Genomic DNA, 13998 nt, shown 5'->3' with positions numbered 1-13998 from the left:
TGGTCTGCAACCTGAAGGAGCTCACATGTCCGCGGAATTCATTAGCGTCAGCTTTCCTAACGCGTCGAACGACCTCAACCCCATTCCCGACGCGCCTGTAGATTCTCGTTTCCTGGAGCGGTACGCACGTGCCCTTGATGATTACGGTTTCAACTACACGCTGATCCCCTACTCCTCCTCCTCCTTCGATCCCTTCACGCTCGGCGCAACCGTCCTGGCACACACGAAGCATATCAAGATCATCGTGGCTTTGCGCCCGAACACCGTCTATCCAACGGTCGCCGCCAAATCGCTTGCAACACTCGATCAGTTGAGCGGCGGGCGTGTTGTCGTTCACTTCATTGCGGGCGGCAGCGACGAAGAGCAGGCTCGCGAAGGCGACTTCCTCAACAAAGAGGAGCGTTACGAGCGGCAGGAAGAATATATCCGGATCCTCCGTCTGGCCTGGACGTCCAAAGAAGCCTTCGACTTCGATGGCAAATACTACCAGTTCAAGCAATTCCGCAGCGCGGTGCGCCCAACCAGTGGCCTGATTCCGATTTCGGTCGGCGGTTCGTCGGATGCCGCCTATCGCATCGGGGGTTCTCTGGGCGACATTTTCGGGCTCTGGGGCGAGCCGCTTGCAGAAACAAAGCAGCAGATCGAACGGATATACGCGGAAGCGGCAAAGGCAGGCCGGACGGATCGCCCTCGCATATGGGTTACCTTCCGGCCGATCGTGGCGGAAACTGACGAGTTGGCATGGGAGAAGGCGCATAGAGTTCTCGACCAGTTGAACGAAAACCGTCAGAAAGGCTTGGCACGCGCACCACTCAATGCGGCACGCCCGGCCAATGTCGGCTCTCAGCGGCTTCTTGACATCGCGGCGCGCGGCGATGTCCATGACCGCGCTCTATGGTATCCGACGGTGACCGCGACCAATGCTGGCGGCGCCACCACTGCGCTGGTGGGTTCGCCGCGCACCATTGCCGATTCCATCCTCGACTACATCGATCTTGGCTGCGATCTGATCTCGATCCGCGGCTATGACAATTACAATGATGCGGTCGATTACGGCCGTTACATCCTGCCGCTGGTGCGCGAAGGCATTCGCGAACGGGAAGAGGCGAATAAGAAGAAAAGTGCTGCGTGATATGTGCAGTCTGGCCCGAGCGCCGGACTGCACACCCCCTTTTCTCAACGCAGCCGGATCTGCTGTCCTTTGCCTAGGGGCATTGTTCCCTTAACAGCCAGAAAGCGTCGACCCGCATGGCCTATGATGTAATCGTTCCAGATGAAACCGTGCGTGTTCTCGCGGAAGCCGCACCGGATGCGGATCGAACCGGCCAATTTCCCTGGACCGGTATCTATGCCGTTCATCAGAGCGGCCTGCTCGAGAGCACCGTTGCAACCCGCTATGGCGGTGAAGGCGGAACACTCGGCGATGCGGCCCACATTCTGGCGGCGCTGGGGCGGGGTGATCCCTCGGTGGCGCTGATCAGCGCCATGACGATCTTCAATCATCTCGGCCAAGCCGCAAAGAACCATTGGCCTGATGATCTGTACAGGCGTCTGCTGGCGGAGGCTAAGCAGAAACCGTTATTGCTCAACGCCGCGCGCGTCGAGCCGGAACTGGGGTCTCCGGCACGTGGCGGTCTACCCGCGACCGTTGCCCGCCGCACGGCAAACGGCTGGTCGATCACGGGTCGCAAGCGCTTCGTGACCGGCGCATACGGTCTGACGCATTTCCTTGTCTGGGCGCATACCGACGAGACGCCCGCGCGTGTCGGAACGTTCGTCGTGCCGAACGGATTGCCCGGCATCGATGTGATCGAGAACTGGAACAGCCTGGGCATGCGCGCCACAGGTTCGCATGACGTCGAATATACCGACGTCGAGATCTCGGCGGAAAACGTGCTGGAACTCGTCGATCCGTCGGTGGCCCAGCAGGACAATCGCGCCCATGCGGCGATGACCTTGGCGCTGACCGCGATCTATCTCGGCGCGGCCGAAGCCGCGCAAGCGGCCTTCATCCGCTTCGCACATGAACGCGTGCCGGCCAATCTGGGCCATCCCATTGCCCGAACAGAGCGGTTTGTGGCGCTCTCGGGCGAGATCGACCTGCTGGTCGCTGGCGCCCGGCAGATCATTTTTGGCGCGCTTGAGGCCGACCATGGTGACGCGGAAAGGATGATAAGGGCTCGGCTGATCGCGGGCCGGCAACTGCGTGAAGCCGTGCAGATCGCGGTACGCGGCATCGGCAATCCGGGTCTTAGTGCCGACTTGGGGCTTGAACGGCATTTCAGGGATATCCAATCCGTGCTCGTCCACGCGCCGCAGGAAGATACATCCATTTCGATATTGGGCCGTGCCGCCTTTGACCGATGGAATAAAGAGGAAACTGCCCGCTCGAGCTATCCGGCAGAGCTGGCGGTCCTCAAAACAGCATAGCAAACAGAGCGCCTCGCCCGATGACCTCCCTCCTCCCTCGCATGATCGAGGCGAACTCGCGAAAGGAATTTAGATGAGCAACGATCTGATCGTCGGCTTCTCGGGCAATCTGTCCCGCCCGTCCAGCACCAGGCGCTTCGTGGAGAGCGTCGCGGAATCGCTGGCGAAGCAGGCAGGCCTGCAGCATGCGGTGTTCGACATCGAGGACCTCGGCACCTCACTGGCGGCCGCAAGATCGGTCGCGGACCTCGATCCCTCAGCAAAAAAGGTGATCCAAACAATCATCGAAGCTGAAGCGCTCGTCATCGGCTCGCCAACCTACAAGGGGAGCTATACCGGCCTGTTCAAGCACGTCTTCGATCTCCTCGATCCGGCAGACCTGCGCGGCAAACCCGTCATCCTGACGGCAACCGGCGGGGGCGATCGACACTCCCTCGTTGTCGAGCATCAGCTTCGCCCGCTGTTTGCTTTTTTCGAGGCCTTTGTGCTGCCGACGGCAATCTACGCCTCAAGCCGCGATTTCACGGATGGCATTCCGTCAACGGCTATTCTCGGTCGCGTAAACCAGGCGCTGGCGGAGGCTTCCGTCCTTGTGAAGGTCCGATCGACAGCAGACGCGATTGCCGCAGAATAAGCAGTCGGCGGGCAAAAATGACTGCACCAAAGAAATACGTCGTCGGCATCACCGATCACATGTTCGGCGCGCCTGATCTCGAGGCAGAAGTGCTCGGCGACGATGTCGAGATCGAGTTCTTCGCCAGCACCGACGAAGCATCTTTCGATCCAGATCGATTGGCGAGGCTCGATGCCCTGATGGTCTGGGGCGCGCGGCTCGGGTCGCGCAGCATCGCCCATCTTTCCCGCTGCAAAGGCGTCGTGCGCTACGGTGTCGGCTACGAGAAGATCGATCTTTCGGCTCTGGCGGATGCAGGCATTCCGTTCGCCAACAATCCCGATTATGGCACGGAGGAAGTCGCCGACCATGCAGTCGCGATGATCCTGTCCCTGCACCGGCGACTCTGGGAGCACGACGCTCGCGCCCGTGGCTACACGTCCGGATGGCAGGTCCATAGCCTGAAGCCGCTTAGCCGCTCGAACCGGGCCGCGGTGGGTGTTGTCGGCGTCGGGCGGATCGGCACAGCGGTGGTGAACCGCCTGAAGCCATTTGGATTCCGCATCCTGGGTTATGATCCCGGCCAGCCGCCAGGTCATGAGAAGGCGATCGGCTATGAACGCACCGACCGGCTTGACGACCTCTTCGCCCAGGCGGATATCATCACCCTGCATTGCCCGGCAAATAACCAGACGCGTGGCATTCTGGACGGGAGTGGGCTTTCCCGGCTCAAGCCTGGAGCCATCCTGGTCAACACCGCGCGCGGAGAGCTGCTCGACGATCTCGATGCGCTCGAAGCCTCACTGCGAAACGGCCAACTCGCGGCGGCGGCAATCGACACGCTGGCGCAGGAGCCGCCGCGCGAGCATCCGCTGCTGACAGCATGGCGCGATAGGAGTGACTGGCTTGAGGGGCGGCTGGTAATAACGCCACACAATGCCTTCTACTCCGATCATGCAGCCATCGAGATGCGCCACAACGCAGCGCAGACGGTCAAAATCCTGCTCGACGAGGGCCGGCTGCGAAATCAGATCACGGCGTGAGCGGCTGTCATTTGGAAACGAGACGTCAGGTCGAGCGCTTGCTATCCCGCTCTGACCGGAGGGCAAATCAGGTGTAGGTCTACCGACTGAAGGGTGATCGCCTTGACAGGAATCGAACCGTGAATTCAGCCTGGCACGCATGAGACTTTGGCTCGATATGACACGTTAACGACATACTGTCGTCCGCTGGTACAAAATCATTAGGGCAAGCATATCGTCTTTTGGAGCGGAATTCGCGGTTCGTCTTGCCGCCGGTCGTCTGCTCCCTAGATCCGACACATGGATACCGAGCGAACCACAGCTCCTATCAAATCGGTAAGAGCGTCTTCGCGGAAACCTCTCCAGAGGTTGAGCCCGGCCATTGTAGAGCAAGTCGAGCGCCTGCTCGGTGGACGCACGCGTGATATCCGTCTCAATGGCGAGCTGGCTCGGCTTTTTGGCGAACGCTCCTGGCCGCGGACTGCCAAGATCATCCGCGCGTGGATGGTTTGGGTTATCGTGCTCGACGTCCTGACGTTGGGCCTCAACGCGATCTTGCTTCCGACCGAAACCGTCATGTCGATGCTTTGGCCTGCGTCTATCCTTCCCCCCGCAGCTCTTGTCGCCGCGATAGCCTTCCTGCGGCCGCGCGCTTTGTGGGTGCAGGGAGTTTTCCTCCTCTCGGCTGTTTTTCTCATCCTCCTGTCCGTCGCCTTGGTGGGCGTGAACACCGGTGGCGAGTTTTACGAGCGGCATTTGACCATCATGCTTTTTGTGGCCGTCACCGCCATTATCATATTTCCCGTTCCACTCGGTTGGGCGATGGCGATCGGTGCTGCTGCCCTCGGTATCTACCTTGTGTTTCAACTGCGCAATCCGGGTATCGAAGCGGGAAGTGCTCTGGCCGGGACGCTGTTTTTCGCAAGCGGTGTGGCTGCAACCGTCGTTGCCCGACGCACCGCCACCATCTTCGCTCAGAAGACTTTTCTACTTGAGTTACGAGATCGAAGTCGCCTCGCAGAGCTTACTGATGCTAATTCGCAGCTGGAATTGCTGGCGCGGACAGATCCGCTGACGGGTGTCGCCAACCGGCGTTCGATGATGGAAACGCTCCATCATTTCTGGGATGAGGACCTAAAACGAACGAACGGCGCGGCGATGCTGATGTGCGATGTCGACGACTTCAAGCGCCTCAACGATAATCTCGGGCATGCCGAAGGCGACCGCTGCCTGGTGAAAGTTGCCGGCATCATTCAGAGCAGCATGAGGGACGAGCGGGACCAGGTCGCCCGGTATGGAGGCGAAGAATTTCTCGTCTTTCTCCCAGGCTCTGATGAACAAGAGGCCCGGGGGGTTGCTGAGAGAATTCGCAGCCGAGTAGAAGCTGCATCTCTTCCAAATCCTACCTCCCGCGTCGGCCCCTGGGTCACTGTCAGCATCGGAATAGCAATATTGATGCAAAACAGCGAACTCGTGTCGGCAGAGCACATGCAGCGCCAAGCGGATGCGGCGCTCTATCTTGCCAAAAAGACCGGGCGCAACTGCGCGATGGTCCATGCTTCAGAGGTCGGTCAAGCCTCCGACTAAAGCCCTTCGCCTTTTTTATTGTCCAAAAGGACGACCTTAAAACGGCTGCAAGCCGGGTCCGGTGTCAGCCTCCCATACTTGACCATTTGACAGATATCCTACAAGTGGATATGTAACATGCATCTTATCGGCGATGCGAGAAAGTGACCGGCATGACATTGAAATCGATGAAGCCGCTGACGCGCGCGCCGCTGCTGCATGTCTCCGTTCAGGAAAGTCTGCGCGCCTACATCGACGACAACGGCCTTGCGCCCGGAACCCTGCTTCCGGCGGAAGGAGAGCTTGCCACCCAGCTCGGTGTCAGCCGCAATTCCCTGAGGGAAGGCATTAAGGCGCTGGAATCGCTCGGCGTGCTGGAGACGCGGCGCGGTGTCGGCATTTTCGTGAAGGCCTTTTCCTTCGAGCCGCTTCTCGACAACCTCGCTTACGGCCTCGGCGGCGCCCTGCGACAAATCGAGGAAGTCCTCGAAATCCGGCGCACGTTGGAAGTGGGATTGATCGGCAAGACGATCGACGTGATCGAGGAGGAGGACATCGCCGAGCTGCGTGCCACCGTCAATCGGATGCGCGCCCATGCCGAGCGCGGTGAAACCTTCGCGGAAGACGACCAGCTGTTCCACCGACTGCTGTTTCGCTGCCAGGACAATGAAACGCTCGTGCGGCTGATCGATGTCTTCTGGCTCGCCTTCTACAAGGCATCGGATTTCGTCAATCTCGAAAATACCGATCCGATGGCGACGTGGCGCGACCATGCCGCGATCGTCGATGCGATCGAGGCAAGAGATCTGGAGGAGGCGCGCAGACGCCTGGATCGTCACTACGAGGGCATTGCCCGGGTGATTGCCAACAACAAGACAAGTTCAAACGTGGGAGGAACACATGAAAAGACTGTCTAGATTATCCGTTATTGCGCTTGGCGCCCTGCTGTCGACGGCGGCCGTTCCGGCTCTTGTCGTTTCGGGCGTTGCAGCTGAGGCTCAGGCAGCCACGCTATCCGGCGGCTTCGATGTCGGCCCCGGAGGCTTCCAGGGCAACTTCAATCCGCTCGCCGCGACCGCCGGCTTCACCTGGCTCAGCGTCTACTACGAACCGCTGATCACCTATGATGAGAAGCTGCAGAAGGTCGTCGGCGCGCTGGCAAGCTCCTACGAGGTCAGCTCGGACCAGATGACCTACACGTTCAAGCTGGCAGACGCCAAATGGCATGACGGCAAACCGTTCACCGCCAAGGACACGAAGTTCACCATCACCCTTGCGATGGATGCGAAAACCGGCTCGGTGCTCGCTGCCCGGCTGAAGGGCATATCGTCGGTCGAGACGCCGGACGATCACACGGTTGTCATCAAGCTCAGCGCACCCAGCAGCAGTTTTCTCGACACGATGACCAAGGTGATGATGCTCCCCGAGCATGCGCTCTCCTCGATTCCGGCCGACCAGCTGGCGAAGAACGCGTGGTGGTCCACAGCTCCGATCGGCACTGGTCCGTTCAAATTCACCAAATACGTCTCGGATCAATATGTCGAACTTGCTGCAAACACTGATTATCGCGGTGGCAAACCCGCACTGGAACGCGTCATCAATCGCTATTTCGCCAACCCGACCGCAGCGATCGCGGCGCTGAGAGCCGGCGAAATCCAGTTCACCTATGTCGATTCCAACGACGTGCCGACCTTCAAGGACAACAAGGACTTCAAGGTCATCGAAGGCAACTCTTTCGTCGTTAACTATCTCGGCTTCAACCACGATTCCCCGCTCTGGAAGGACGTGCGCGTCCGCCAGGCGGTGATGTACGCGATCAATCGCGATGCCATCATCCAGAGCCTCTATGGCGGTGCGGCCAAGCCTGCCAATTGCGCCTATGTTGCCGAACAGCTGATACCCCCTGATATCGATAGCTATGCCTATGATCCCGAGAAGGCCAAGAAGCTTTTGACGGATGCCGGCTGGGACCAGATCAATGGCGGCAAGCCGATCACGCTTCTGACCTATTACACCACGCCGCTGGCGACCAACGTGCTTGCCGCAGTCCAGGCGATGCTTGCCCAGGTCGGCATCAACATCGTCCCGCGCGCCGTCGATGCGCCGACCTATAACAGCATCGTGCTCAATGCGACGCCGGACGTTGCCCAGTTCCAGATGGTTTATGCCGGGCTGCAGAACGGGCCGGATGCCGGAAGCATCAATGTCGGCCTCAACGAGAAGCAGATCCCTCCGGCCGGACCGAATGTCGCCAGGGTTCGCATGCCTGACCTCACCAAGGCGCTCGATAGTGCCTTGGCCGAGCCGGACAGTGCCAAGCGGGATGCCGCCTACCAGGACGTCTGCAAGGTGATGAACACGAACCTGCCCTGGGCGACGCTCTGGGTGGCAAACCGCTACGGCATCGTCTCGACCAAGGTGAAGGATTTCGTCTGGACGCCGGCGCCAGGCGGCGGCCCCTACCAGGCCAACCCGCAGAAATGGTCGATCGCCGAATAGGCGGTTTCCGGGAAAGCCTTGAGGGTGGCTTCGGCCACCCTGACAAGACGGATGAACCATGCTCCAATACAGTCTCAGACGCCTGGTCATAGGAATAGGCATGCTCGTCGCCCTGAGCATGCTGATCTTCCTGCTGCTGCGCCTGACGCCCGGCGATCCGATCGATGCCTTTATCGATCCGAACCTGCCGATGTCGCCGTCAGACCTTGCCGATCTGCGCAGAAACCTCGGGCTCGATCAGCCCTTGCCCGCGCAGTATCTGGGCTGGTTGCAGCAGGCGCTGACCGGCAATCTCGGCTATTCGATCAAGCGTCTCGATCAGCCGGTTCTCGGCCTAGTGCTGTCACGGATCGGCCCGACGGTGCTCTTGATGGGCACTGCACTTGTCTTCGCCATCGTCGCAGGCATCGCCTGCGGAGTGATCGGCGCCGTCCGCCGCAATTCGCTTGCCGATCTCTCCTTATCCGTGGTTGCGCTTGCCGGCATTTCGAGCCCGGCATTCCTCAGCGCGCTGATCGGCCTTTATATTTTCTCCGTCCGCCTGCACTGGATGCCATCAGGCGGCATGCTGACGCCGGGCGAGGAATTCTCGGTGGGCGATCTCCTCCACCATCTGATCCTGCCGGCGGCACTTCTGTCTGTCGCGCAAGCCGCATTGATCATGCGTTACATGCGCGCTTCGCTGCTCGAAGTCCTGAACCAGGATTACGTGCGCACCGCCCGCGCCAAGGGCGTTCGCGAGTTCTGGGTCATCACCAAGCATGCCTTGCGCAATGCGCTTCTTCCGATCGTCACGCTGATCGGCTCCACCATCGGGCTTGCAATCGGCGGCGCCATCTTCATCGAGAGCGTCTTCAACTGGCCGGGCATGGGTCTCTTGCTCGTCGACGCAGTGCAGACCCGCGACTACCCCGTCATCATGGGGGCGACGCTCGTCATCGGCACCTGCGTTATCGTCGTCAATCTTCTGACCGATATCACCTATGCGGTCGTCGACCCGCGCATCAAGGTGGGCTGATCATGCTGGCACGCTCTTCCGAACGCCGGAGCCCCGGACCACTTGCCCGCGCCTTCAGTCGGTTTCTGCTCAATCGCGCAGCCGTTGCCGGCGTCTGCATTGCCATTCCGATGCTGCTGCTGATCCTTTCCTATCCGCTATGGTGGGCTTTCCGGCCGAACGACATCGATCTTCTGGCCATGAATAGCGGCCCGACGGCGACGCACTGGTTCGGAGCCGATGGTGTCGGCCGCGACGTCTTCGCCCGCGTGCTCGAAGGCGGCCGGATTTCGCTGCTGGTCGCCGTCGCATCCACCGCGCTTTCCGCGGTCATCGGTTTTCTTTTCGGGGCAATCTCGGCGCTGGCAGGACGCTGGACGGACGCCGTCTCGATGCGCTTCGTCGATCTGGTGATGACCCTGCCGCCCGTCATCTTCCTGCTTGTGCTCGCCTCGATTGCCGGCACCGGCATCTGGCCGACGGTGCTGGTCATCTCGCTGCTCTCCTGGCCGCTGCTTGCGCGCATGATCCGCTCGCGGCTGCTGGAATTGCGTGAACGCGACTTCGTCATGGCCGCTCGCGGCATGGGCGCCGGCATCGGACATCTGCTCTTTCGCCACGGCCTGCCGAACTCGATCGATATCCTGGTGGTCTATGCAACGCTGCAGATTGCCAATGCCATCCTGCTCGAGGCGGGGCTGTCCTTTCTCGGTCTCGGCATCGCCCCGCCGGCAGCAAGCTGGGGCAACATGCTGAACGCGGCCCGCTCGACCGCCGTGCTCGAACAATATCCGTGGCAATGGCTCTTCCCCGGCGCCGCGCTGATCCTTGCCGTCCTGGCGATCAACTTCATTGGCGATGGCCTCAGAGATGCCTTCGACCCGCGTGCCGAACTGATTTGACAATCGAAAGAAGCGAAAATGACCAAATTCAAGGGTGTCGTTCCCCCCGTCGTAACACCGCTCAATCCGGATCTCACCGTCGACTACCCATCCTATACGCGCGTGCTCGAGCATCTGATCGGTGCCGGCTGCCATGGCGTATTCGTGCTCGGCTCGACGAGCGAGGTGATCTTCCATGACGAAAAGACCCGGCGGGACATCATCGAACATTCGGCCAAGGTGGTGAATGGCCGGGTGCCGCTGATCGTTGGGGTCATCGATCCAACCACGGATCGCGTCATCGCCCATGCGAAGGTTGCAAAGGCCGCTGGCGCCGATGCGGTCGTGGTGACGGCGCCATTCTATACGGTCACCAGCCAGTCCGAGATCCTCGACCACTTCCGTTATATCCGCGACGCGGTGGACATTCCGCTGATCGCCTACGACATTCCGGTCTGCGTTCACGTCAAGCTGCAGCGCCAGACCGTGGTCACGCTTGCCAGGGAAGGCGCCATAATCGGCCTCAAGGATTCCAGCGGCGATGACGGCAACTTCCGCTATGCGCTCCTCGACCTAGCCGAACACAAGGACGTCTTCCTGATGACCGGCTCCGAGATCGTCGTCGACACCGCCCTGCTGATGGGCGCCCATGGTGTTGTCCCTGGTATCGCCAATGTCGATCCGCACGGCTATGTCCGCCTTTGGAATGCTGCGCAGCGCGGCGACTGGGTCGCCGCGAAGAAGGAACAGGAGCGCCTCTGCCGCCTCTTCGAAATCGTCTGGGTCGCGCAGGGCCGCGTCAGTGGCGGCGCAGCCGGCATCGGCGCCTTCAAGACCGCTATGCGCAGCCTCGGCATCATCGATTCCGCCGTCATGCCGCGGCCGCGTGCCTCCCTCAACGAAGCCGAAACCGCGCGGATCGATGAGATCCTGCGTGCAACCGGTCTGCTGAACTGAGCCAGCTGATGGAACAGACCGCCGAACCCGTACTCGACATCAGAGGATTGCGAACGATCTTCCGCATCCGCGGCGGTGAGATCACGGCGGTCAACAATATCGACCTGACCGTTGCCGCCGGCGAGACGCTTGCGCTCGTCGGCGAATCCGGCTCCGGCAAGTCGGTCACCAGCCTGTCGGTCATGCGGCTGCTCACCCGCAACATCGGCGTGATCGCCGCAGGCAGCATCCGCCTTGCGACGAGCGACGGCGTGGTCCGCGATCTCGTCTCCCTCGATGAAGAGAGCATGCGCAGGATCAGGGGCGACGACATCGGCATGATATTCCAGGAGCCGATGTCGAGCCTCAATCCCGTCTTTACCATCGGTGACCAGATCGCCGAGCCGATCCGCATCCATCGCGGTGCCGATCGCAAGGCGGCGATGAACGCAGCCGTCGCGTTGCTTGAAAGCGTCGGCATACCGGACGCTCGACGCCGTGCCGGCCAATATCCGCACGAACTGTCGGGCGGCATGCGGCAGCGTGCGACGATCGCCATGGCGCTCGCCTGTGATCCGGCGCTGTTGATCGCCGACGAGCCGACCACGGCGCTCGATGTGACCATCCGGGCGCAGATTCTCGACCTGCTCCTCAAACTGCAGCGCGAGCGCGGCATGGCCATGCTCTTTGTCACCCACAATCTCGGCGTCGTCGCCGAAATCGCCCATCGCGTCGCGGTGATGTATGCTGGACGGATCGTCGAAGAAGGGCCGGTCGGCGAGGTCTTCCGTAATCCCAAGCATCCCTACACGATGGGCCTTCTCGCCTCCATGCCGCGCCTTGGCCATGCGGCGCGGATGAAACAGGCCGGCGAAAAGCTCGCTGCGATCCCCGGCATGGTCCCGAGCCTGATGAACATGCCGAGCGGCTGCGCCTTTTCCCCGCGCTGCAAGTTCGCGATCGAAGCCTGTCGCGTCACGGTTCCCGCGCTCGAACAGGTCAATCCGCAGCACCGCAGCCGCTGCATCAGATGGCAGGAGATCTAGATGAGCGCACCGCTGCTTTCCGTCCGCGACCTTTCGAAACATTATACCTCCCGTGGCACGCGGCTGAACATTCTTCAGGGCATCTCCTTCGATATCGGCAAGGGTGAAGTCGTCGGGCTTGTCGGCGAATCCGGCAGCGGAAAGACCACGATCGGGCGTTCCGTCCTTCGCCTCGTCGAACCCTCGTCCGGCAGCGTCCGTTTCGACGGGACGGAGCTCACAGCGCTTTCCGCCTCCGCGCTCAGACGGCAACGGCCGCGCATGCAGTATATATTCCAGGACCCCTTCGCCAGCCTGTCGCCGCGCATGACGATCGGTGAGATCCTGACGGAAGGCTTGCAGATCCAAGGGATCGGCACTGCCCGCGACAGGCTCGACCGGGCACGGTCGGCCTTGGCAGAGGTCGAACTGCCCGCCGATGCGATCAATCGGTACGCGCATGAATTTTCCGGTGGCCAGCGCCAACGCATCGGCATTGCCCGGGCGTTGACCTTGTCGCCCGACTTCATCGTCGCCGACGAGCCGGTCTCGGCGCTCGACGTGTCGATCCAGGCGCAGGTGATCAACCTGCTGCGCGACCTGCAGCAGCGGCTTGGCCTGACCATGCTGTTCATCTCGCATGACCTCGCCGTCGTCGAATATATCTGCGACCGGGTGATCGTGCTCTATCTCGGCCGCATCATGGAAGTCGCGCCGAGTGCCGATCTCTATGCGAGACCGCAGCATCCCTATACGCGCGCCTTGCTCTCGGCGATTCCCTCGCCTGATCCGGATGCCCGCCGTAACAGGCAGATCCTGAAAGGCGATATTCCAAGTCCGGCCAATCCGCCGAGCGGATGTGTTTTTCGCACACGCTGTCCGAGCGCGCTCGAGGCCTGTGCCGGCGCCGTTCCGCAACTGCGGGAAGTCGCGCCGGGCCACTTCAAGGCCTGCATTCGCGACGACCTCAACTGATCCGTCATCCATCGGGGAAAAACAGATGAACGCGAAGATGCCGCGTCCCGCCATCGGCGGAAATTGGGCGAGCCTGCTTCTGCCGATCGCAGCCGATGACAACATCGAATTCGGCAAGCTCGGTGAAGAGATCGACATCCTCATCGATGCCGGCGTCGATGGTATTTACTCAAATGGCACGGCCGGCGAATTCCACAATCAGACGGAGGTGGAGTTCGACAGGATCCAGGCAATGCTGGCCGAGCGCTGCAAGGCGTCTTCAAAGCCATTCGTCATCGGCGCCTGCCAGCCCGACCCGCTGATCATGCTCAATCGCGTCCGCCGCGCCGCCGCGCTCGATCCCCGCGCCATTCAGGTCATCTTGCCGGACTGGTGGCCGCTCACCGATGCCGAAGCGGTCGACTTCCTGAAACGAGCGGCCGAGGCTGCCGACGGAATTCCGCTCATCCTCTACAATCCGCCGCATGCAAAACGCGTGCTGGCACCAAAGGAGCTGGGCATGGTCTGCGCCGCGGTGCCTGAGGTAATCGGCATCAAGCTCGCCGATGGCGACGCCTCCTGGTATGCCGAGGCACGCCGGCATCTGTCCGGGCTTTCGCTCTTCGTCCCCGGCCATCATCTCGCAACCGGTACCAAGGAAGGTGTGGCAGCAGGCTCCTTTTCCAATGTGGCCTGCCTTAGTCCCCGCGGCGCTCAGACCTGGACGGTTTCGATGCGAAACGATATCGACGCCGCACTCGATCTGGAGCGACGCATCTGCACCTTTATGGACGCGCATATCGTCCCGTTTCGGGAGGAATTTGGCTATTCGAATGCCGCTCTCGACAAACTCTTAAGTGCGATCGGTAATTGGGGACCCGTGGGCACCCGTTTGCGGTTTCCCTATCGCTCGATAGACACGGCAGAAGCGGTCAGATTGCGACCGATCGCACGCGCCGAACTCCCCGATCTTTTCCCCTGAGTTGGCGGGCCTGGCGCAGAAGCAACCTGCGTTGGTTTGTCTTGGTGGGGATCGAACCGAAGAGACAAGGTCCGATATGGCGCAGAACGAAAA

Annotated in this window: 13 protein-coding genes; all 13 read left to right on the top strand. The window is 61.1% G+C overall.

The window, feature by feature from the left end; genetic code table 11:
• Window positions 1–25 precede the first annotated feature (25 nt).
• The 13 genes from J3P73_RS25725 to J3P73_RS25665 all read left to right on the top strand — a co-directional run bounded on the left by J3P73_RS25725 (window position 26) and on the right by J3P73_RS25665 (window position 13905).
• Window positions 26–1132, top strand: coding sequence for an LLM class flavin-dependent oxidoreductase (locus J3P73_RS25725; protein ID WP_024321554.1), 1107 nt, complete (start codon window positions 26–28; stop codon window positions 1130–1132).
• A gap of 116 nt (window positions 1133–1248) precedes the next feature.
• Complete coding sequence (locus J3P73_RS25720; RefSeq protein ID WP_130663244.1) at window positions 1249–2430, top strand: acyl-CoA dehydrogenase family protein; 1182 nt, start codon at window positions 1249–1251, stop codon at window positions 2428–2430.
• 73 nt (window positions 2431–2503) lie between these two features.
• Complete coding sequence (gene msuE / locus J3P73_RS25715) at window positions 2504–3064, top strand: FMN reductase (protein WP_130663245.1); 561 nt, start codon at window positions 2504–2506, stop codon at window positions 3062–3064.
• Window positions 3065–3081: 17 nt separating this feature from the next.
• Window positions 3082–4086, top strand: a complete 1005-nt coding sequence (locus tag J3P73_RS25710; RefSeq protein WP_024321557.1) for a C-terminal binding protein — start codon at window positions 3082–3084, stop codon at window positions 4084–4086.
• Between the two features lie 279 nt (window positions 4087–4365).
• On the top strand, window positions 4366–5652 hold the full coding sequence (locus tag J3P73_RS25705; protein ID WP_024321558.1) for a GGDEF domain-containing protein: 1287 nt from the start codon (window positions 4366–4368) through the stop codon (window positions 5650–5652).
• 152 nt (window positions 5653–5804) lie between these two features.
• Window positions 5805–6548, top strand: a complete 744-nt coding sequence (locus tag J3P73_RS25700) for a FadR/GntR family transcriptional regulator (protein WP_024321559.1) — start codon at window positions 5805–5807, stop codon at window positions 6546–6548.
• Window positions 6532–8130: an ABC transporter substrate-binding protein gene (locus J3P73_RS25695; RefSeq protein WP_024321560.1), complete on the top strand. Its 1599-nt coding sequence runs from the start codon at window positions 6532–6534 to the stop codon at window positions 8128–8130. The genes J3P73_RS25700 and J3P73_RS25695 overlap by 17 nt, the downstream gene beginning before the upstream one ends.
• 58 nt (window positions 8131–8188) lie before the next feature.
• Window positions 8189–9148, top strand: coding sequence for an ABC transporter permease (locus J3P73_RS25690; RefSeq protein WP_130663249.1), 960 nt, complete (start codon window positions 8189–8191; stop codon window positions 9146–9148).
• Between the two features lie 2 nt (window positions 9149–9150).
• Window positions 9151–10029, top strand: coding sequence for an ABC transporter permease (locus J3P73_RS25685; RefSeq protein WP_130663250.1), 879 nt, complete (start codon window positions 9151–9153; stop codon window positions 10027–10029).
• An 18-nt stretch (window positions 10030–10047) separates the two neighbouring features.
• Window positions 10048–10965 (top strand): dihydrodipicolinate synthase family protein, encoded by a 918-nt coding sequence (locus J3P73_RS25680; RefSeq protein ID WP_024321563.1) that lies wholly within the window; start codon window positions 10048–10050, stop codon window positions 10963–10965.
• Between the two features lie 8 nt (window positions 10966–10973).
• Window positions 10974–11990, top strand: coding sequence for an ABC transporter ATP-binding protein (locus tag J3P73_RS25675; RefSeq protein WP_207580028.1), 1017 nt, complete (start codon window positions 10974–10976; stop codon window positions 11988–11990).
• Window positions 11991–12944: an ABC transporter ATP-binding protein gene (locus J3P73_RS25670; RefSeq protein ID WP_027688107.1), complete on the top strand. Its 954-nt coding sequence runs from the start codon at window positions 11991–11993 to the stop codon at window positions 12942–12944.
• A 25-nt stretch (window positions 12945–12969) separates the two neighbouring features.
• A complete protein-coding gene (locus J3P73_RS25665) occupies window positions 12970–13905 on the top strand; it encodes a dihydrodipicolinate synthase family protein (RefSeq protein WP_207580027.1) in 936 nt (311 codons plus the stop codon).
• Window positions 13906–13998 lie beyond the last annotated feature (93 nt).

It is taken from the genome of Rhizobium ruizarguesonis (assembly GCF_017357285.1).
GTDB lineage: Bacteria > Pseudomonadota > Alphaproteobacteria > Rhizobiales > Rhizobiaceae > Rhizobium > Rhizobium ruizarguesonis.
This window is presented reverse-complemented; position numbering and strand designations above follow the sequence as displayed.